Below are 20,492 nucleotides of genomic sequence, written 5' to 3' on the forward strand. Positions count from 1 at the left end.
CGTCGCCATCTGCTCAAGCCGTCGCCCTCACCTGCCCTGCCCCGCCAGCGCCTCCCGCACCGCCGCCACCTGGCGGCGCGACACGGCCAGCCATTCGTCGACGTGCACGATGCGCACGGCCCAGCTGTCGGCGCCGTCGGCGTTGGGGTCGCCGCCGTCCAGCTCGCCGAAGCTCGTCGGCGCATGCCGCTCCAGCTCGCGCACGGCCCAGCGGGCGACGAGCGCGTTGCGGTGGATGCGCAGGAAGCGGTCGCCGAAGCGCTGCTCCAGCTCGGACAACGCGCCGTCCATGACGTGGCTTTCGCTGGCGGTGCGCAGCGTCACGTACTTCAGCTCGGCCTTGAAGTACAGGACCTCGGCCACCGGCACGCGCTTCAGGCGGCCACGGTCGGCGATGGCGATGAAGTCGGCGTCGGGTGGCGCCGGCTTGTCGCGTGGCTGGGCGGGCTGCTGGCCCTGCACGGCAGCGCGTTCGGCCAGGCGCTGCGCGGCGCGGGCCAGTGCCGCCTGCAGGCGCTCGCGGCGCACCGGCTTGGTCAGGTAGTCGATGGCATCAAGCTCGAAGGCGCGCAGCGCGTGCATGGCGTGGGCCGTGACGAAGACGACCATCGGCGCGGCCTGGCCTGCGGCGACGCGCTGGGCCAGCCCGTCGGCGACTTGCAGGCCGTCGGCGCCGGGCATCTGCACGTCCAGCAGCACCAGGTCGCAGCCATGGTCGCGCAGCCAGGCGGTGGCCTGGGAGCCGGTGGCGGCCTCGGCGACGACTTCGCAGCGGGGTTCGGCGATGGCGTCGACGAGGCCGCGCAGCCGCAGCCGAGCCAGGGGTTCGTCATCGACGACGAGGATGCGCAATGCAGTCATAGGGGCAACACGATACGCAAGGCGAAGCGGTCTTCGCCGGAGTCGATCTCGAAGCGCCCGGCCACGTCATGCATGAGCCGCAGGCGCTGGCGCACGTTGCGCAGCGCCAGGCCGTGGCCGGGGATGCGGGCCGGCGCGCCCACGGTGTTGACGATGCGGATCTCGACCTCGCCGCCGCGCCGCGTCGTCGTGACCTCCAGTTCGCCCCCCTCGTCGTTGGGCTCCACGCCATGGCGCACGGCGTTCTCGACCAGCGGCTGCAGCAGCAGCGGCGGCAACCTCGCGCTGCCGGCGGTGGGGTCCAGGTGCCAGACGACGCGCAGCCGCTTGCCGAAGCGGATCTGCTCGATGGCCAGGTAGCGTTTGGCGAGCTCGACCTCCTCGGCCAGCGTGACCGAGGTGCTGGAATCGGCCAACGCGACGCGGAAGAGTTCGGCCAGGTCTTCCAGCACGCCCTCGGCGCGCGCCGGGTCGATCTGCACGAGGGCGATGGCGCTGTTCAGCGTGTTGAACAGGAAGTGCGGGCGGATGCGCGACTGCAGCTCGACGAGCTGGGCCAGCGCATCGGCCGGGCGCTGGCTGTGCTCGCGCAGCTTCAGCCAGGCCAGCAGCAGGCCCGCGCCGCTGGCGCCCGCGGCGGCGATGCTGCCCCAGCGCCACGGCGAGGCGGGCTCGTCGCTGGTCAGGTTGAGCAGCGCAAAGCCCAGCAGCGCGCCGGCCGCGCCCAGCACCAGCAGCGCCGCCCACTGGGCCAACTCGGGCAGCCGTGGCCAAAGCCGCTTGGCGGCGCAGACGACCAGCAGCCACGACAACACCGCGAACATGGTCACGACGGTGCCGTTGGCCGTCAGCGCCAGCCACTGGGCGCCGTCGCGCGCAACGAGCGCCATGCCCAGCGCCAGCAGCAGCTGCACGCCCAGCACGGCGCGCAGCACCAGGCCCACGTGGCAGACGTCGAAGGCGCGGGTCGGGTCCAGCAGCGGCGCGGGGTTCAGCGCCGGCAGCTCCGGCAGTTCGGTCGGCGCGAACGCGAGCCACTGGCTCACCTGCAGGGACTCGTGCCAGACGCTGTGTCGCGCCGCCGGCCGGCGGCGCTTGAAGAAGGACAGGAGCATGGGCGGGAGGCGGCGTTCGATAATGCCGGGCTGCGCGCGATTGTGCGCGCCGAAATCCGACGCCCGCCGCACCTCCGTCATGTCAGACAACCAACTCGCCAACAAATCCCAAGCCTGGTCCGCGCTGTTTTCCGAACCGATGAGCGACCTCGTCAAGCGCTACACCGCCAGCGTCGGCTTCGACCAGCGCCTGTGGCGGGCCGACATCACGGGCAGCCTGGCGCATGCGGAGATGCTGGCGGCACAAGGCATCCTGAACGCCGAGGACCATGCCGCCATCCAGCGCGGCCTGAATGAGATCGCCGCCGAGATCGAGGCCGGCCAGTTCGAGTGGAAGCTGGACCTGGAGGACGTGCACCTGAACATCGAGGCGCGCCTGACCGAGCGCGTCGGCATCGCCGGCAAGCGCCTGCACACCGGACGCAGCCGCAACGACCAGGTCGCCACCGACGTGCGGCTGTGGCTGCGCGGCGAGATCGACGAGATCGCCGGGCTGCTCAAGGCGCTGCAGACCGTGATGGTCGAGAAGGCCAGCGAGCATGCCGACGTGATCCTGCCGGGCTTCACGCACCTGCAGGTCGCGCAGCCGGTGAGCTTCGGCCACCACCTGCTGGCCTATGTGGAGATGTTCGCGCGCGACGTGGAGCGGCTGCTGGATGCGCGCAAGCGCGTCAACCGCCTGCCGCTGGGCGCCGCCGCGCTGGCCGGCACCAGCTACCCGCTGGACCGCGAACGTGTCGCCAGGACGCTGGGCATGGAAGCCTGCGCGCAGAACAGCCTGGACGCGGTGAGCGACCGCGACTTCGCGATCGAGTTCTCGTCGGCCGCCACGCTGGTGATGCTGCACGTCTCGCGGCTGTCCGAGGAGCTGATCCTGTGGATGAGCCAGAACTTCGGCTTCATCGCGTTGCCCGACGCCTTCTGCACCGGCTCGTCGATCATGCCGCAGAAGAAGAACCCCGACGTGCCCGAGCTGGCGCGCGGCAAGACGGGCCGCGTCGTGGGCCACCTCGTGGGCCTGGTCACGCTGATGAAGGGCCAGCCGCTGGCCTACAACAAGGACAACCAGGAGGACAAGGAGCCCTTGTTCGACACGGTCGACACGTTGAAGGACACGCTGCGCATCTTTGCCGACATGCTGGCCGGCCTGACCGTCAAGCCCGAAGCCATGCGCGCCGCGGCGTTGAAGGGCCACGCGACCGCGACCGACCTGGCGGACTACCTCGTCAAGAAGGGCCTGCCCTTCCGCGACGCGCACGAGGTCGTGGCGCACGCCGTGAAGACCGCCACGGCCCAGGGCGTGGACCTGGCCGCGCTGACGCTGGACGAGCTGAAGGCCTTCGACGCACGCGTCGAGGCGGACGTGTTCGACGTGCTGTCTCTGGAAGGCTCTCTCAACGCCCGCAACGTGCTGGGCGGCACCGCGCCCGCGCAGGTCCGGGCGCAGGTGGAACGCCACCGCGCACGCCTGGCCTCATAAGCTGGTTTAAGCCAGATCAAGGCCGGCGCGATCCGGCCTCACTAGCATTTGTCCCATGAGCACTCTCGCCTGGACCGACGCCCTCGTCCTGAACCAGCCCAAGCTGGACCACACGCATCAGGAATTCGTCGAACTGCTGAACGCCTTCGGCGCCGCGCTGGACGGTGGCGGCGACGCCCTGCCCGCCTACCAGGCGCTGCTGGCGCACACCGAAGCCCACTTCGCGATGGAGGAGGACTGGATGGCGCGCTGCGGCTTTGAGCCGCAGAACTGCCATGCCAGCCAGCACGCGATGGTGCTGAACGTCATGCGCGAAGCGCTGCGCTACGCCAACGAGCTGAACGACCGCGCGCCGCTGAACATCCTGCGCACCGAGCTGGCGGGCTGGTTCCCGCAGCACGCCGAGATGATGGACGCGGCGCTGGTGTGGACGATGGAGCAGCGCGGTTTCGACCCGGTGACGGGGCAGTGCCGCGAGCCCGTCGCGGAGGCTGCTGCGCACAGCTGCGGATCAGGCAGCTGCGGCGGCTGACTACTTCTTCAAATACTCGAAGAAGGCCTGCGAGTTCGACTCGCGGCCGAGGAAGTCCTTGACCAGCTCGGGCGCGGGCTTCTGCGCGCCCTGGCCCAGCACGTCATCGCGGTAGCGCTTGCCGACGTCGGCGTTGAGCTTGTCGGCTGCAAAGGCCGTGCGCAGGTCCATCGCGACGACCAGGCTCCACAGGTAGCCGTAATAGCCCGAGCCATAACCGCCCGCGATGTGGGCGAAGCCGGCCGGGAACATCGTGCCCTGCACATGGCCCAGCGGTGTGGCGCCTTCCATCTTGGCCCACAGCGGCAGCGGCTCCGGCTTGGCCTGGCGGTGCAGCGTGATGTCGTAGCTGGCGTACAGGTGCTGGCGGCCGAACAGCCCGCCCTTGCCGTAGTGCTTGGCCGCCTGCGCCTGCGCCACCATCGCATCCGGCACCGGCTTGCAGGTGGGGCAGACCTCCTGCATCAGCTTGAGCACCTGCTTGTCGTAGACCCAGTCCTCCAGCATCTGCGACGGCGCCTCGACGAAGTCGTGCATGACCGTCGTGCCGGCCGTGGCGGCATAGCGCGTGTTCGACAAATTGACGTGCACCGCATGGCCCAGCTCGTGCAGCAGCGTTTCCACCTCGTCCAGCGTCAGGCCGTTGCGGTCGAAGTTGACGACCAGCGACGCCGCCGGCGTGCGGCCGATGCGCGTGGCACTGCCGCGCAGCGGCCAGACGGCCGCGTGGTTGTACTTGCCGTCGCGCGGGTAGAGGTCCACATACATCTGCGCGATGGGCTTGCCGGTCGCGGCGTCGCTGACGACATAGGTCTGCGCCTCGTCGTGCCACAGCTTGTTGTCAACGCGCTGGTACTTCACGCCCATCAACTTCTCGATGATGCGCATCGAGAACTCCAGGCTGGCCTGCGGCGGGAAATAGGGGCGGAAGGCGTTCTGATCGACGCTGAATTTCTGCAGCTTGACGCGTTCGCTGTAGAAGGTGGCATCCCAGCGTTCGACCTGGGTCTGCTCGGGCGCCGTGCCCAGGTGCTCGGCCTTGGCGGCGCGCAGCTCCTGCAGCTCGGTCTTCTCGCGCGCGTTGACGGCGCCGGTCACCGAGTCGAGGAAGCGGGTCGCGGTGGCGCCGTCCTTGGCCATGCGGCGGCGCAGGTTGAAGTCGACATAGTTGTCGAAGCCGAACAGCTTGGCGTACTCGCCGCGCAGCGTGACGATCCGGGCCAGCAGGTCGAGGTTGGGGGTGCCGCCCTCGTTGGTCTTGGCCAGCCACATGCGCCGGCGCGCCTCACCGCTTTCGGCGCTGCGCATGACCGGCACATAGCTCGGGTAGTCCACGCCCAGCAGGATGCGGCCCTGGTCGTCGCGCTTGGCCTTCTCCCACACGCTGGCGGGCACGCCCTTGAGCTCGGCCCCGGTGAAGGCCACGCGCGTGCCGGCGTCGCGGATGTTCTTGTTGAACTGCTGATCCAGCTCGGTCAGCTTGTCCAGAATCTGCTTGGCGCGCTCACGCTTGGCCTTGGGCAGCGCCACGCCGCTGTCCTCGAACTGCCCTGAGGCCAGGCGGGCGAACTCGGCGTCGATGCCATCGGCCTTGGGCGCCTTCTGCAGCGCGCGGTAGAGCTTCTCGTTCTGGCCCAGGCTGGAACCGAAGTCGGCCCAGCGCAGCGAGCAGGCCTGCGCCGCGTCGCGGATGGCCTTATCCGGGTGGACGTTGAGGATGAAGTCGTTGGGACCCTGGTGGTCCTCGAGGTAGACGACCAGGTCGTCGTAGGCGGCCAGCCAGCCGCTGTCGACCTTGCGCTTCTCAAGCTGCGCCACCCGCTGCCTGGCGCTCTTGAGGCCGCTGTCGCAACGGGTCTGCACATCGGCCACGCTGCCGAAGGTGGGGAAGTTGGGCGCCGGCAGCTGCGGTTGCGCATGCGCGGTAGCGACAGTCAGCGCCAGCAGGGCCAGGGTGGTCCGGACGGGTTTCATCGCGTCTCCTTGTGGGAAGGCCGCGATTCTCTCGGCCTGGCATGACCCCAGTCGTTCGGCATGCCCCTATTTCTGCAGCAGGGTTTTCACCTGCATCAAGGCGCCCGGGTCATCCAGCGTCGTCAGGTCGCCCGCATCGCGGCCCTCGGCCACCGCCTGCAGCGCGCGGCGCAGCAGCTTGCCCGAGCGCGTCTTGGGCAGCAGGCTCACGAACAGCACGCGCGACGGCCGCGCGACGGCGCCCAACTGCTCGTCGACGCGCTTCATGATCTGCCCCTCCAGCGCCCGCGCTGCCTCGGGCGTGGCGGGCATCTCGCGCGGCACCGCGAAGGCGAGCGCGACCTGACCCTTCAGTGGATCGGCCACGCCGACGACGGCCACCTCCGCCACCACCGGGTGGCCGGAGATGCATTCCTCGATCTCGCGCGTGCCCAGGCGGTGGCCGGCCACGTTGATGACGTCGTCGGTGCGGCCCAGGATGAAGGTGTAGCCGTCGGCGTCACGAGCGGCCCAGTCGAAGGTGGAGTAGACCTGGCGCCCCGGCACGCTCTGCCAGTAGGTGCTGACGAAGCGCGCGTCGTCGCCCCAGACGGTCTGCAGCGCACCGGGCGGCAGCGGGTGCTCGATGACGAGCACGCCCTTCTGGTCGGGCTGGGCCAGCACTTCGCCGGTGGCTTCATCCAGCAGCTTCACGTCATAGCCGTACATGGGCACGCCTGGCGATCCCAGGCGTGTCGGCACCGCCTCGACACCGGGGATGTGATGCGCCACCGTCAGCAGCGGCCAGCCGGTCTCGGTCTGCCAGTAGTTGTCGATGATGGGAACACCCAGCCCCTCTGAGATCCAGCTGGCGGTCGGCTCGTCCAGGGGTTCGCCGGCCAGGAACAGCGCACGCAGGCTCGACAGGTCGTGGCGCTTCAGCAGCGCCGGGTCGTGCTTCTTCAGCACCCGCACCGCCGTCGGCGCGCTGAACATCACCGTGACCCGGTACTTCTCCACGAGGCTCCACAGCACGGCCGCGTCCGGCTGCACCGGCGTGCCTTCGTACATCAGCGTCGCCATGCCGTGGATGAGCGGCCCGTAGACGATGTAGCTGTGGCCGACGACCCAGCCGATGTCGCTGGTCGAGAAATAGGTCTCGCCGGGCTTGCCGCCGAAGATCCAGTCCATGCTCGTGGCCAGCGCGACCGCATAGCCGCCGACGTCGCGTTGCACGCCCTTCGGCCGCCCCGTCGTGCCGCTGGTGTACAGCGTGTAGCTGGGCGTGTTCGATTCCAGCCACGCGCAGGGCACGCGCGCGCCCCAGTGCTGGCGGCGCAGTTCAGCATGGTCGAGGTCGCGTCCCGCAACCGGCTCGAAGGGCACGAGGCCCCGGTCCACCATCAGCACGGCGGCCGGCTTGTGCGCGGACAGCGCGATGGCCTCGTCCAGCAGCGGCTTGTAGGCGATGCGCTTGCCGCCGCGGCTGCCGGCGTCGGCGCTGACGATGAGCTTGGGCGTCGCGTCCTCGATGCGGCTGGCCAGGCTCACCGACGCGAAGCCGCCGAACACGACCGAATGGATGGCGCCGATGCGCGCGCAGGCCAGCATCGCGAAGGCGGCCTCCGGGATCATGGGCATGTAGATCAGCACGCGGTCGCCAACGCCCACGCCCTGCCCGGCCAGCGTCGCGGCCATCGCCTCGACCTCGGCCTGCAGTTCGGCAAAGCTGTAGACGCGCTCCTCGCCCACTTCGGTCGACACCCAGATCAGCGCCCGCTCTTCGGGCCGCACGGCGGCGTGCCGGTCCACCGCGTTGTGGCACAGGTTGGTCGTGCCCCCGACGAACCAGCGCGCGAACGGCGGCCGGCTGGCGTCGCAGATCCGCTGCGGGGGCGTCCGCCAGTCGATGCGCCGGGCCTGCTCGGCCCAGAAGGCATCGCGGTCCGTCAGCGAGCGGGCGTGGAAATCGGCATACGGCGTCGAGGTCATGGCCGCGAGTGTGGGCCGGTGGCACTGACGGCAATCTGACCGAAGTCAAACGCCACGGCGGCGTCCACCCGGGCAGAGGCACCGGTCCCCGTGTCCGTTTCGCGTGAAATGTTTCAGGGTTTTTACCCAGTCGAACCGTCGGCACGCCGGGGTTTGCCCTCAAAATCGCCCGCTTTCCGCCAGCTTTGATTGACGGTGCGGAGGTCGCCTCCTAACCTCCGCGCCGCTGTCCCCCTCCGCTATCGCGACCGCCCTGCGGCCCGCCCCGGTTTCTGTTCTTCGAATGTCCCTGGTTTCAACCGCTGCCCTGCTGAACCGCATCGCTGCCGCCGGCCTCCTGGCCCTCGGCTGCGCCGCGCATGCGCAGGGCGTGGCGCAGGCCGCGACGACGACATCGGCGACGCCCCCGCCGGGCACGATGACAGGCGCCTACGGCCAGAGCCTGCAGCAGCAGGCCACGGTGGACAAAGCCAAGCCGGCCGGGGCAGGCGCGACGGCGGGCGACGCCGTCAGCCGCTTCCTCAGCGAGCGCGGCCTGACGATGCAGGTCGGCGAAGCCAGCGGGTCATCTCGCCTGCTTGCCAGCGTGCGCGACACCGCTTCCGACCTCGTGCTGTCGGCCATGAACTTCCTCGGCGTGCGCTACACGCGGGGCGGCAATTCGGTCGAGAACGGCTTCGACTGCAGCGGCTTCACCCGTCACATCTTCGAGATGAGCGTGGGCCTGGTGCTGCCGCGGCGCGCCGACGAGCAGGCCAAGGACAGCAGCCTCGCTGCCATCCGCCGCGAGGAGCTCAAGCCCGGCGACCTGGTGTTCTTCAACACCATGAAGCGCACCTTCAGCCACGTGGGCATCTACGTCGGCGAGGGCAAGTTCATCCATGCCCCACGCACCGGCAGCGCCGTGCGCGTGGAGGACATGCGTGACTCCTACTGGGCCAAGCGCTTCACTGGCGCCCGGCGTGCCGACCTGAAGGCCGCGGCCGAATCCGGCACGACGGTGCGCTGAGGCGCTGCCGCCGCCGCAGGCGGCGGGCAGCGTCACCTCCGGTCAGAAACTGAAATCCAGCAACGCGTCGCCGGTCAGCGTCAGGTCCTGGGTTTTCGGCGTGGCGCCGACGGCACGCGCTTCGAAGCGGTACTTGGCAGCGTCCGCCGGCACGCCGGTCCACGCAAAGGCGGTGGCGTTGGCCACGTAGGGCGTTGCCACCGGGGCAGCCAACGGCAAGCGCACCGAGTAGGCGCCACTCACACTGTCTGCGTTCGCGTAGCCGACTTCCACCGTCGGGCCGCCCGTCAACGTCTGCAAGGCGCGCACACTGCCCTCGGTGTTGGCCGTGCTGCCAGCCAGCTTCACCGTGCCGCTGACCAGGGCCGACGCCGGCGAGGCGGGCGGCACAAGGCGAACGGCGTCGCTGCCGATGTTGGTGTAAGCCGTCGTCGTGACGGGCACGCTGGTCACGACGGCGTTGGCGCGGCCGTTGGCCGTGACGACGAGGTCGTACGTCCCGGCGGGCACGGGATAGAGAACGAACTTGCCCGTGGCGTCGGTCGGCGTCGCGCGCACCGGCACGCCGGCGGCCTGCACGGACACGGTCGCGCCACCGTTGGCGAGCGCCGGGTCCACATAGCCGGTGACGCGCTGGCCGGCGTCGCTGATCAGCGGGATCAGCGCGAGGACCGGCTTGAGCAGCACCTTGCCGGAGTTGCCCGCCCGCACGAAGGACTTGCAGGCGTCGAAGTCGATCGCGAAGTCGGCCACCTTGCTGGATTCGACCGTCATGCCGGCGTTGAGCTTGAGGCCGCTTTGCATCGCGCTGGGCGTGTCCACCGCCTGCTCGCCGCCACCGGTGACGACAACCGAATTGGCCAGCGGATTGGCCGCCGTGTTGGCCGACAGCACGAGGCGCAGCTGCTGGTAGGTGCCGGCGGGCAGTTGGGCCTGGCCCAGCGTCGTCATCGCGCCGTTGGAGAGCGCCAGCAGGTCGATGCGCTGCGGCGTGGCCAGCGTCATGTCGGTCCAGCCCGCGTCGTTCGACTCTGCAGAGGCGTTGCTGTGCACACGCACCTTCTCGACGGTGACGTAGACATGGTCGAAGCCGCAGGCCGGGGCGTCGGTCAGCGACACGCGCAGCGTCCCCATCGTGTTGATGGGCACGCCCGGGTCCCCGCCGCCGCCACCACAGGCGGTCAATGCGGCGGCCACGAGCGTCGGAAGGCCGCAGCGCAGGGCGGCCCGAAGGGATGTATGGGACATGACGGTCTCCTCTCGATGGTTCTGAGGAGCGTCAGCCTAAGAGGCGGGAGGCCGGAACGATGTCAGCGGTTGGCAAAAGCCGTTGCCGGCTTCATCTGGCACGCCGACATGAAGCTGTCCGGCAGCCCTTCCTCTTGTCACCCCGCAACACGCTTGGCCACGAGCGTCAGGATCTCGTAGCTTGCGCACAGCTCGCCGCGCTGGTTGGTGACGGCCACGTCCCAGCCGATGACGCCCTGCGCGGGCTGGTCGTCGCGCGGCGGGCGGTCGATCTTGCGCTTGGCGGTCAGCCGCGCCTGGATGGTGTCGCCGATGGCCACCGGCGTGACGAAGCGCAGGTTCTCCAGGCCGTAGTTGGCCAGCACCGGGCCGGGGGCCGGGCTGACGAACAGGCCGGCGGCGGCCGACAGCACGAAGTAGCCGTGCGCGATGCGCTGGCCGAAGGGAGACGCCTTCGCCGCCACCTCGTCGAAGTGCATGTAGAAGTAGTCGCCCGACAACCCGCCGAACGCCACGATGTCTGCCTCCCCCACGGTGCGGCGGTGCGTCAGCAGGCTCATGCCGACCTCGACATCCTCGAAATAGCGGCGGAACGGATGGATGTCGCTCTCGGTGACGGCGCCCCCGCGCTGGTATTCGCCGGTGATGGCCGAAATCATCGTCGGCGAACCCTGCACGGCGCAGCGCTGCAGGTAGTGCTTGACGGCGCGCAGGCCGCCCAGTTCCTCGCCGCCGCCCGCGCGGCCGGGGCCGCCGTGCTTGAGCTTGGGCAGCGGCGAACCGTGGCCGGTGTTCTCCAGCGCAGCCTCGCGGTCCAGCACCAGCATGCGGCCGTGCCAGGCGGCAAACGTCGGCACGGCTTGCGCGGCCAGCGCCGGCGTCTTGGTGCAGAGGGTGCCGACCAGGCTGCCGCGGCCGAGTGTGGCCAGGTGCAGCGCTTCCTCGAAGTCGCCATAGGGCAGCAGCGTCGTCACCGGGCCGAAGGCTTCCAGGTGATGGGCGTCGCTGGCGGCTGAATTGCGGGCCAGCAGCAGCGTCGGCGCGAAGAAGGCGCCGTCGCTGACGCCCTCGCCCTTGGGCGCGAAGCCGTCGCGCTCGGACAGCAGCAGCTCGCAGTTCTTCGCCAGCTGCGCGACGCGCTCGGCCACGTCGGCCTGTTGCGCCTTGCTGGCCAGCGCGCCCATGCGGACACCTTCGACGGCCGGGTCGCCCACCACCGTCTTGCCCAACCGCGCCTTCAGCGCCGTGGCGACCGCATCGGTCAGGTGGCGCGGCACCAGCGTGCGGCGGATGGCCGTGCACTTCTGCCCCGCCTTGGCCGTCATCTCGCGCGCGACCTCCTTGATGAAGAGGTCGAACTCCGGGTCGTCCGGCGTCACGTCGGGCGCGAGGATGGCGCAGTTCAGGCTGTCCGCCTCGGCGTTGAAGGGGATGCTCTTCTTCAGCAGGTTGGGGTGGGCCTTCAGCATCAGCGCGGTGTCGGCGCTGCCGGTGAAGGTGACGACGTCCGCCTCGTCCAGGCGCTCGAACAGGTCGCCCGTGCCGCCGATGATGAGCTGCAGTGCACCCGCCGGCAGCAGGCCCGAGTCGACGATCAGGCGCACGCAGGCCTCGGCCACATAACTCGTCGACGTGGCGGGCTTGACCAGGCAGGGCATGCCGGCCAGGAAGCTGGGCGCGAACTTCTCCAACATGCCCCACATCGGGAAGTTGAAGGCGTTGATGTGCAACGCCACGCCGCGCTTGGGCACCAGCACATGGCTGCCGATGAAGTGGTTGTTGGCGCCCAGCCGCATGGCCGGGCCCTCGTGCAGCACGTTGCTGCTGGGCAGGTCCTTGCCGCCGATGGAGGCATACGCGAACAGCGTGCCGATGCCGCCCTCGATGTCGATCCACGAGTCGCTGCGCGTCGCGCCGGTGTGGGCGCTGATCGCATAGAGCTGCTCCTTGCGCTCCAGCAGGTAGGCCGCCAGCGCCTTCAGCACGCGGGCGCGATCCTGGAAGTGCGTGCGCAACAGGCCGGGCAAGGCCGTGCCGCGCGCGAAGCTCATGGCCTCGGCGAAGTCCAGGGCCTCCTCGTGCGTGTGCGCGACGACGTGCCCGTTGATGGCGCTGGCCAGCGGCTTGGCCGCCTGCGCACCGACCCAGCGGCCGGCGATGTAACTCTGAAGTGTGGAAACTGCCATCTCGAATCCTCAAGGCCGCGCACCGCGCGGGCCGTCAGCAAGCCGCCGCCATGGCGGCCTGGGTCTTTGCTCCGGCCCGCGGGACCGGAGCAAAGGGTTCACTTGATCAACTTCCAGGCGCCGTTCTCGATGCGCACCATCACGCGGGCGCGCTGGTCCAGGCCCAGGTGGTCGGCGCTGGACATGTTGAACACGCCGTGCGCGCCGGCCACGTTCTTGACGTTCTCCAGCGCATCGCGCAGCGCGGCACGGAAGGCCGGCGTGCCGGGCTGGGCCTTCTTCAGCGCCTCGGGCGCGGCGGCGGCCAGCAGCAGGCCCGCGTCCCAGGCATGGCCGCCGAAGGTCGACACGCTGCCCTTGCCGTGGGCGCCTTCGTACTTGGCGATGTAGTCCAGGGCGCTCTTCTTCACCGGGTGGTCGGCCGGCAGCTGGGCCGCCACCAGCACCGGGCCGGCCGGCAGCAGCGTGCCCTCCACGTCCTTGCCGCCCACGCGCAGGAAGTCGTTGTTGGCGATGCCGTGCGTCTGGTAGATCTTGCCCGCGTAGCCGCGCTCCTTCAGCGCCTTCTGCGGCAACGCAGCAGGCGTGCCCGAGCCGGCGATCAGGATGGCTTCCGGCCTGGCGGCCACCAGCTTGAGCACCTGGCCGGTGACGGAGGTGTCCGTGCGGTTGTAGCGTTCGCTCGCGACGATGTTGAGCTTCTTGGTAGCGGCGATCTTGTTGAACTCGCCCCACCAGCCCTCGCCGTAGGCGTCGGCAAAGCCGATGAAGGCGGCCGTCTTGATGCCGTTGTCGACCATGTGCGTCACGATGGCCAGCGCCATCATGATGTCGTTCTGCGGCGTCTTGAAGACCCACTTCTTCTTGGCGTCGACCGGTTCGACGATGCGGGCCGAGGCCGCCATCGAGATCATCGGCGTGCCGGACTCCGACACCGCGTCGATCATGGCCAGCGAGTTCGGCGTCACGGTGGAGCCGATGACGATGTCGACCTTGTTCTCGGTGATGAGCTTGCGCGTGTTGGCGACTGCGGTGGTCGTGTCGGAGGCGTCGTCCAGCACGATGTAGTTGACCTTCTGGCCGCCGAGGGTCGTCGGCATCAGCGCGAAGGTGTTCTTCTCCGGGATGCCGAGCGAGGCAGCCGGGCCGGTCGCCGACAGCGTGACGCCGACGTTGATGTCGGCCTGCGCGGCGAAGGTGAGCGTTGCGGCGAACGCGACGGCCAATTGCTTGAACAGTTTCATCCGGGTCTCCTCAGGGTTGTCGTCATTGAATCCGGGCGGGCTGGCGCACCTGGACCGCGCCCAGGCCGCCAAAAAACAGGTCGCTGACCAGGGCTGCGAGCGCGTCGTGCGACAGCTCGCCGTCGGGCCGAAGCCAGGTGAAGGTCCAGTTGATCATGCCGAACAGCAGCATGGTCAACGGCTTTTGCAGGTTGGCATCGCGCAGCTCGGGCCGCACGCGGCACAGCGCCGCGGCGAACTCGCCAACGACGCGGCGCTCCACGTCCAGCAGGCGCTCGCGCTCGGCATCGGCGAGGAACTTGATCTCGCTGGTCAGCACGCGGTGCTCGGCCTGCGCGTCGGCATAGGCGCGCGTGAAGCGCTCGATCAGCGCGCGCAACTGCGCATCGGGTTCCAGCTGACGCGACTTGACCTCGTCGACGAGGGCGAGCAGCGCATGGACATGGCTGTCGCAGATCTGCGCCAGCAGCTCCTGCTTGTCCTGGAAGTAGTGGTACAGCGTCGGCTTGGCCACGCCACAGGCCTCTGCGACCTGGTTCATCGACGTGGCGGAAAAGCCCTGCTCGGCGAACAGCCGGGCAGCGGCCGCGAGGATGTCCTCGCGTTGGGCTTCGAAGCCGGGAGCGCGTTTGCGTGCCATCAGCGTTCGTCGAAGCTGATCACCACGCGCTCGGTGAGCGGGTGCGCCTGGCAGCTGAGGATGAAGCCGGCGGCGACCTCGGCCTTGTCCAGCGCGAAGTTCTTGTCCATGCGCACCTGGCCCTCGATGAGCTTGCAGCGGCAGGTGGAGCACACGCCGCTCTTGCAGGAGAACGGCACGTCCATGCCTTCCCGCGCGGCGGCGTCGAGCAGGCTGGGGTCGGTGGAGAAGAACTCAATGTCACGTGACAAGCCGTCGCGGATGACGGTGACACGCGCCTCGGGCGCATCGCCCGGCTTGACCTCGTGCGGCACCGGCTTGCCCGCCAGCGTCTCGGGCGTGCCGAAGCGCTCGATGTGGACGCGCTCGGCCGCGATGCCCGCGCCGCGCAGTGCCGCCTCGGCCTGGTCGTTCATCTCGAACGGGCCGCAGACGAAGGCCTCGTCCACGCTCGCCGCCGGCACCGGGCCGGCCAGGAAGGCGCTGAGCTTGCCGGCGTCCAGGCGCCCGCCGTACAGCGGCGCATCCACCACCTCGCGGCTGAAGATCAGGTGCAGCGACAGCCGCGTCATGAAGCGGTTCTTCAGGTCTTCAAGTTCTTCCTTGAACATCGTCGACGCGGTGCGGCGGTTGGCGTAGATCAGCGTCGCCCGCGCGGTCGGCTCGCGCTCCAGCAACGCGGTCAGGAGGGCAATGATGGGCGTGATGCCCGAGCCGCCGGCGATGAACAGCACATGGCGGCCCTCGGCTTGCGCGGCCGGCAGCACGAAGCGGCCCTGCGGCGGATACGACTCGATGACGTCGCCTGCCTTGAGCTGTTCATGCACCCAGCTGGAGAACGCACCGCCGTCGACACGGCGGATGCCGACCTGCAGGCGGCGGTCGGAGCAGATGGAATAGCTGCGACGCAGCTCCTGGCCGGCGACGTTGGCGCGCAGCGTCAGGTACTGCCCGGGCTCGAACGTGAAGCCTTCGGGCGGCGCATCGAAGCCGACGACCATGGCGTCGTCGGTGTCGCGTTCGACGCTGCTCACGCGCAGGGGGTGAAAGTGGAGTGCCATCTCAGATGGGTTTGAAGTATTCGAAGGGTTCCAGGCACTCGATGCAACGCCACGTGGACTTGCATGCAGTGGAGCCGAAACGGGACAACTGTTCGGTGCGGCCGCTGTCGCAGCGCGGGCAGCGCAGGCGCGGCACGATGCGGATGCCCTGCTCGCCGCTGCACTGCGGCGGCACGATGCCGTACTGCTGCAGCTTCTCGCGGCCCTCGGGCGTGATCCAGTCGGTGCTCCACGCGGGCGCACGCTGCATCGTCACGGTCACGTCGCCGAACTCGGCGAGCGCCGCGCGCACGTCGTCGGCGATCAGCTCGGTGGCGGGGCAGCCGGAGTAGGTCGGCGTCAGCACCACCTCCACGCCCGACGCGGTCTCGCGCAGGTCGCGCACGATGCCCAGCTCCACCAGGCTCACCGCCGGGATCTCGGGGTCGGGCACGACAGCAAGCTTGGCGCGGGCGGCAGCGAGATTCATCACCACGTCCCGCCCGGGTAGGTGCGCTGCAGGAACTGCATCGTGCCCAGCATGTGGCCCATGTGCTCGCTGTGGATGCCATCGATGCCGCGCGTCTGCATCGCGCTGTCACGTGGCAGCGTGAGCGTCGCCTCCTGCATCAGCGTCGCCCAGCGGGCGCGCCATTCAGGTTCCAGCTCGTTCCACGCGGGGCCCACGCCATCGACACCATCGGCCGCGAACAACTCGTTGAAATAAGGCCACAGCACGTTCAACGCCGCCTGCATGCGGGCCCTGGACTCGTCCGTGCCGTCGCCCAGGCGCACGACCCAGTCGCTGCTGTGCTGGCGGTGGTAGCGCACTTCCTTCAACGACTTGGCAGCGATGCCGGCCAGCTCGGTATCCAGGCTGGTCTGCAGGCGGTCGAACAGCAGCTCCAGCCAGATCGCCATCGCCGCGTTGCGCAGCGTGGTCAGCGCGAAGTCGCGGCCACCGCCGTCGCTCGGGCTGGCGACCGCGTTGGGCAGCTCGACGAACACCACGTTGCGGTAGTCGCGCTCCTCGCGCAGGAAGGCGAGCTGGTCTTCATCGCGGCCGGCGCCTTCGAGGGCGCCCGCATGCGTCAGCAGCGCGCGCGCCTGGCCCAGCAGGTCCAGGGCGATGTTGGAGAGCGCCAGGTCTTCCTCCAGCACCGGCGCGTGGCCGGCCCATTCGGACAGTCGCTGGCTGTGGATGAGGCAGGTGTCCGCGAGGCGCAGGACGTAGGTGGTCTTGGCGTCCATCACATGTGGTTCAGTTCGTCCGGCAGTTCATAGAACGTCGGATGACGGTAGACCTTGTCGTCGGCCGGGTCGAACAGGCTGCCCTTCTCGGCCGGGTCGCTGGCGACGATCTGCTCGGAACGCACGACCCAGATGCTCGTGCCTTCCTGCCGGCGCGTGTAGACGTCGCGCGCCATCTGGATGGCCATCGCCGAGTCGGCCGCATGCAGGCTGCCGCAATGCTTGTGGTCCAGGCCCGCCTTGCTGCGGACGAACACTTCCCACAGCGGCCATTCCCTTGCCCCCGGACCGGCGGGTACGCCGGCCACACCCCCCGAGGGGGTGCCAACCGGCTCGGGGCGGCCCAGCGCCGGGTTTTTCTTCGTATTGCTCATCTCTTATTTCCTCAAGCCGCTTGAGCCTTGGTCGCCTGTTTGCGGGCATGGGCCAGCGCCGCGTCGCGCACCCAGGCGCCGTCGTCCCAGGCCTTGTTGCGGGCAGCCAGGCGCTCGCGGTTGCAGGGGCCTTCGCCGCCCACCACGCGCCAGAACTCGGCCCAGTCGATCTCGCCGAAGTCGTACGAATCACGCTCGGCATTCCACTTCAGCGCCGGGTCGGGCACCGTCACGCCCAGGATCTCGGCCTGCGGGATGGTCGCGTCGACGAACTTCTGGCGCAGCTGGTCGTTGGTCACGCGCTTGATGCCCCAGCGCATGCTCTGCTCGGAGTTGGGCGAGTCCTTGTCCGCCGGGCCGAACATCATCAGCGACGGCCACCACCAGCGGTTCACGGCGTCCTGCACCATGGCCTTCTGCTGCGCGGTGCCGTGGGTCATCATCGTCAGCAGGCTCTCGTAGCCCTGGCGCTGATGGAAGCTTTCCTCGCGGCAGACGCGGATCATCGCCCGCGCATAAGGCGCATACGAACACCTGCACAGCGGCACCTGGTTCATGATCGCCGCACCATCCACCAGCCAGCCGATGACGCCGATGTCGGCCCAGGTCAGCGTGGGGTAGTTGAAGATGGAGCTGTACTTGGCCTTGCCCGACAGCAGCGCCTCGGTCATCTCGTCGCGGCTGGTGCCCAGCGTCTCGGCCGCGGCGTAGAGGTACAGGCCGTGGCCGCCCTCGTCCTGCACCTTGGCGAGCAGGATGGCCTTGCGCTTGAGCGTGGGCGCGCGCGTGATCCAGTTGCCCTCGGGCAGCATGCCGACGATCTCGCTGTGCGCGTGCTGGCTGATCTGCCGCACCAGCGTCTTGCGGTAGTGCTCGGGCATCCAGTCCTTGGCCTCGATGAAGTCGCCGGCGGCGATGCGAGCCTCGAAGGCCTCCTCGCGGGCCAGGTCTTCGGCCGACTTCACGACCTTGGGCTTGGCCTCGCGGGCCATCAGGTCCATGGCTTGGGTGTACATCTCAAGCTCCTTGCTTCTTGCGTTGGTCCACCACGCGCCGGGCCTTGCCGACCAGCGTGCGCTCGATGGCGTTGTTCGGCTCGACCTGCACGGTGGCGGTCACGCCGATCAGGTTCTTGATGCGCTCGGCCAGACGCCTGGCGATGCCGTCATCCACCGCGCCCAACGCCAGCTCGCAGCGGATCAACAGCTCGTCCAGCGGCCCGTTGCGGCTGACCACGAGCTGGTACTGCCCGCCCAGGCCCTTCTCCTGCAGCACCAGCTCCTCCACCTGCGTGGGGAACAGGTTGACGCCGCGGATGATGAGCATGTCGTCGCTGCGGCCGACGATCTTGCCCATGCGGCGCATGGCCCGTGAGGTGGGCGGCAGCAGCCTTGTGAGGTCGCGCGTGCGGTAGCGGACGACGGGCATCGCCTCCTTCGTCAGCGACGTGAAGACCAGTTCGCCTTCCGATCCGTCCGGCAGCACCTCGCCGGTCTCGGGGTCGATGATCTCGGGGTAGAAATGGTCTTCCCAGATGACCGGGCCGTCCTTGCTCTCGACGCATTCGCTGGCGACACCCGGGCCCATCACTTCGGACAGGCCGTAGATGTCGACCGCGTCGATGCCGGCGCCGGCCTCGATCTCGCGGCGCATCGCCTCCGTCCACGGCTCGGCGCCGAAGATGCCGACCTTCAGCGACGATTCGCGCGCATCCAGCCCCTGGCGGGTGAACTCCTCCACCAGCACCTGCATGTAGCTGGGCGTGACCATGATGATGTCGGGCTTGAAGTCGGTGATCAGCTGCACCTGCTTCTCGGTCTGGCCGCCGCTCATCGGGATGACCGTGCAGCCCAGCCGCTCGGCGCCGTAGTGCGCACCCAGGCCGCCGGTGAACAGGCCGTAGCCGTAGGCCACATGCACCAGGTCGCCTGCCCGGCCACCCGCGGCGCGGATGGAGCGTGCGACGAGGTTGGCCCAGTGGTCGATGTCCTTCAGCGTGTAGCCCACCACCGTGGGCTTGCCCGTGGTGCCCGACGACGCGTGGATGCGGGCGAGCTGCTGGCGCGGCAGCGCGAACATGCCGAACGGGTAGTTGGCGCGCAGGTCGTGCTTGGTCGTGAACGGGAACTTCGCCAGGTCCGCCAGCGTCTTCAGATCGGACGGATGCACGCCCTGCTCGTCGAACTTGGCCTTGTAGTGCGGCACGTTGTCGTAGGCGTGCTGCAGGCTCCAGCGCAGGCGCGCCAGCTGCAGCGCCTGCAGTTCGTCGCGGCTCGCCGTTTCGATGGGCTCGAGGTCGCCGGGGGCAGGCTTCTTGACGGTCATGCTTCGAATACCTTTCGTTCGCCCAGACGGTAGGAGCGCCCGCGGAACATCGCGATCAGGTCGCCGTCCTGGTTCTTCACCGTGACGTCGTACAGGCCGGTCCGGCCCGCCAGCGAGGTCTCCTCGGCCATCGCCGTCAACACGTCGCCCAGCTTGGCCGACTTCAGGAGGTCGATGCCGAAGCCCGAAGCCACCGTCAGCGCATTGCGGCTGTTGCAGGCGAAGGCGAAGGCCGAATCCGCCAGCGTCGCGATCAGCCCGCCGTGGCAGATGGCGAAGCCGTTCAGCATGTCGGCGCGCACTGCCATCGTGACGACGGCACGGCCCGGCGCGACTTCAGTGATCTGCATGCCCAGCATCTTGCTCGCGGCATCGTCCGCCAGCATGGCGTCGCGGACCTTCCCGGCGGTGGCTTGCGCGTCCATCAACGGTCCTTGAACTCGGGCTTGCGCTTGTCCAGGAACGCTGCGGCGCCTTCGAGGTAATCGTGCGCAAAGCCGAGCTGGCTTTGCAGCACCGCCTCCTGCTTCAACGCCGGCTCGAAATCCAGCCGCAGCGCCTCGTCCATCGCGCGCCGCGTTTCAACCAGCGCCCGGGTCGGCATGCCGGCCAGTTTCTGCGCGACGGCCATCGCCGCGTCGGCCAGCTCCGCATCGGGCACCACCCGGCTGATCAGGCCCAGCGCCGCCGCATCCGCCGCCTTGAGCTTGTCGCCCAGCAGCGCCAACTCCAGCGCCTTGGCCCGGCCCACGAGGCGCGGCAGCAGCCAGGTGCCACCACAGTCGGGCAGCAGCCCGATCCGGGAGAACGCCTGGATGAAGCTGGCCGTCTCGGCCGCCAGCACGAGGTCGCAGCCCAGCGCCATGTTGGCACCCGCGCCCGCCGCCACGCCGTTGACGGCCGCCACCACCGGCACCGGCATGCTGCGCAGCCGCAGGGCGAGCGGGATGTAGTAATGGTCCAGCATGTGCCCGATGTCCTTGGGCGCCGCCGCGGGGTCGCTGCTGGGCGCCACATGCGGGTCGGCCAGGTCCTGGCCGGCACTGAAGGCCCGGCCGGCACCGGTGATCAGCACGCAGCGCGTCGGGCCGTCATCGGCAGCGGCTTCCAGCGCATGACGCAATTGCCCGAGCATCACGGCCGTGAAGGCGTTCAAGGCCTCGGGGCGGTTCAGGCGCAGCACGCGCACGCCGCCGTGCTGTTCAATCTGGATCAGGTGTTCGGACATGGAATTTCTCTACC

Annotated in this window: 19 protein-coding genes; 3 read left to right on the forward strand and 16 right to left on the reverse strand. The window is 69.2% G+C overall.

The window, feature by feature from the left end; all coding sequences use genetic code 11:
- Nucleotides 1-27: 27 nt before the first annotated feature.
- Both ASD35_RS03940 and ASD35_RS03945 read right to left on the reverse strand, forming a co-directional pair.
- Nucleotides 28-861 carry a LytTR family DNA-binding domain-containing protein gene (locus ASD35_RS03940; RefSeq protein WP_056873603.1) on the reverse strand — a complete coding sequence of 278 codons (834 nt, stop codon included), beginning with the start codon at nt 859-861 and terminating at the stop codon, nt 28-30.
- Nucleotides 858-1,976: a sensor histidine kinase gene (locus ASD35_RS03945; RefSeq protein ID WP_157275362.1), complete on the reverse strand. Its 1,119-nt coding sequence runs from the start codon at nt 1,974-1,976 to the stop codon at nt 858-860. Before ASD35_RS03945 ends, ASD35_RS03940 begins: the two co-directional genes overlap by 4 nt.
- Nucleotides 1,977-2,055: 79 nt before the next feature.
- Between ASD35_RS03945 and argH the strand changes: the two genes are divergently transcribed.
- Both argH and ASD35_RS03955 read left to right on the forward strand, forming a co-directional pair.
- Nucleotides 2,056-3,456, forward strand: a complete 1,401-nt coding sequence (argH, locus tag ASD35_RS03950; protein WP_056873604.1) for an argininosuccinate lyase — start codon at nt 2,056-2,058, stop codon at nt 3,454-3,456.
- A gap of 55 nt (nt 3,457-3,511) precedes the next feature.
- Nucleotides 3,512-3,988: a hemerythrin domain-containing protein gene (locus ASD35_RS03955; protein ID WP_056873605.1), complete on the forward strand. Its 477-nt coding sequence runs from the start codon at nt 3,512-3,514 to the stop codon at nt 3,986-3,988.
- Here the strand turns inward: ASD35_RS03955 and ASD35_RS03960 are convergent, their stop codons facing one another.
- Both ASD35_RS03960 and ASD35_RS03965 read right to left on the reverse strand, forming a co-directional pair.
- The gene (locus tag ASD35_RS03960; protein ID WP_056873606.1) at nt 3,989-5,962 is read right to left on the reverse strand and encodes a M3 family metallopeptidase; all 1,974 of its coding nucleotides are present in this window, start codon (nt 5,960-5,962) and stop codon (nt 3,989-3,991) included.
- A gap of 66 nt (nt 5,963-6,028) precedes the next feature.
- Nucleotides 6,029-7,933 (reverse strand): propionate--CoA ligase, encoded by a 1,905-nt coding sequence (locus ASD35_RS03965; RefSeq protein WP_056873607.1) that lies wholly within the window; start codon nt 7,931-7,933, stop codon nt 6,029-6,031.
- Nucleotides 7,934-8,216: 283 nt separating this feature from the next.
- Here ASD35_RS03965 and ASD35_RS28365 point away from each other — a divergent pair, with 283 nt between their 5' ends.
- Entirely contained in the window at nt 8,217-8,942 is a 726-nt protein-coding gene (locus tag ASD35_RS28365) for a C40 family peptidase (RefSeq protein WP_157275363.1), read from the forward strand.
- A 42-nt stretch (nt 8,943-8,984) separates the two neighbouring features.
- On the opposite strand, the gene ASD35_RS03975 is transcribed toward ASD35_RS28365, so the two are convergent.
- The 12 genes from ASD35_RS03975 to ASD35_RS04030 form a co-directional block, all read right to left on the reverse strand.
- Nucleotides 8,985-10,190, reverse strand: coding sequence for a DUF4382 domain-containing protein (locus tag ASD35_RS03975; RefSeq protein WP_082579898.1), 1,206 nt, complete (start codon nt 10,188-10,190; stop codon nt 8,985-8,987).
- 137 nt (nt 10,191-10,327) lie between these two features.
- On the reverse strand, nt 10,328-12,376 hold the full coding sequence (gene paaZ, locus ASD35_RS03980; RefSeq protein WP_056873609.1) for a phenylacetic acid degradation bifunctional protein PaaZ: 2,049 nt from the start codon (nt 12,374-12,376) through the stop codon (nt 10,328-10,330).
- A gap of 98 nt (nt 12,377-12,474) precedes the next feature.
- Complete coding sequence (locus ASD35_RS03985) at nt 12,475-13,620, reverse strand: ABC transporter substrate-binding protein (protein ID WP_056873610.1); 1,146 nt, start codon at nt 13,618-13,620, stop codon at nt 12,475-12,477.
- A 22-nt stretch (nt 13,621-13,642) separates the two neighbouring features.
- Nucleotides 13,643-14,260, reverse strand: coding sequence for a TetR/AcrR family transcriptional regulator (locus ASD35_RS03990; RefSeq protein WP_056873611.1), 618 nt, complete (start codon nt 14,258-14,260; stop codon nt 13,643-13,645).
- Entirely contained in the window at nt 14,260-15,321 is a 1,062-nt protein-coding gene (gene paaE / locus ASD35_RS03995; protein WP_056873612.1) for a 1,2-phenylacetyl-CoA epoxidase subunit PaaE, read from the reverse strand. The genes ASD35_RS03990 and paaE overlap by 1 nt, the downstream gene beginning before the upstream one ends.
- Nucleotide 15,322: 1 nt before the next feature.
- Nucleotides 15,323-15,790, reverse strand: a complete 468-nt coding sequence (paaD, locus tag ASD35_RS04000) for a 1,2-phenylacetyl-CoA epoxidase subunit PaaD (protein WP_056874583.1) — start codon at nt 15,788-15,790, stop codon at nt 15,323-15,325.
- Nucleotides 15,790-16,551, reverse strand: coding sequence for a 1,2-phenylacetyl-CoA epoxidase subunit PaaC (paaC, locus tag ASD35_RS04005; RefSeq protein ID WP_056873613.1), 762 nt, complete (start codon nt 16,549-16,551; stop codon nt 15,790-15,792). Before paaC ends, paaD begins: the two co-directional genes overlap by 1 nt.
- A complete protein-coding gene (gene paaB / locus ASD35_RS04010; RefSeq protein WP_056874584.1) occupies nt 16,551-16,859 on the reverse strand; it encodes a 1,2-phenylacetyl-CoA epoxidase subunit PaaB in 309 nt (102 codons plus the stop codon). Before paaB ends, paaC begins: the two co-directional genes overlap by 1 nt.
- A gap of 77 nt (nt 16,860-16,936) precedes the next feature.
- A complete protein-coding gene (paaA, locus tag ASD35_RS04015; RefSeq protein ID WP_056873614.1) occupies nt 16,937-17,941 on the reverse strand; it encodes a 1,2-phenylacetyl-CoA epoxidase subunit PaaA in 1,005 nt (334 codons plus the stop codon).
- Between the two features lies 1 nt (nt 17,942).
- Nucleotides 17,943-19,250 carry a phenylacetate--CoA ligase PaaK gene (gene paaK / locus ASD35_RS04020; protein WP_056873615.1) on the reverse strand — a complete coding sequence of 436 codons (1,308 nt, stop codon included), beginning with the start codon at nt 19,248-19,250 and terminating at the stop codon, nt 17,943-17,945.
- Nucleotides 19,247-19,675: a hydroxyphenylacetyl-CoA thioesterase PaaI gene (gene paaI / locus ASD35_RS04025; RefSeq protein ID WP_056873616.1), complete on the reverse strand. Its 429-nt coding sequence runs from the start codon at nt 19,673-19,675 to the stop codon at nt 19,247-19,249. The genes paaK and paaI overlap by 4 nt, the downstream gene beginning before the upstream one ends.
- Nucleotides 19,675-20,478, reverse strand: coding sequence for an enoyl-CoA hydratase-related protein (locus ASD35_RS04030; protein ID WP_056873617.1), 804 nt, complete (start codon nt 20,476-20,478; stop codon nt 19,675-19,677). The genes paaI and ASD35_RS04030 overlap by 1 nt, the downstream gene beginning before the upstream one ends.
- Between the last annotated feature and the right edge of the window lie 14 nt (nt 20,479-20,492).

Origin of the sequence: Pelomonas sp. Root1444 (genome assembly GCF_001426885.1) — a bacterium.
Classification (GTDB): domain Bacteria; phylum Pseudomonadota; class Gammaproteobacteria; order Burkholderiales; family Burkholderiaceae_C; genus Pelomonas.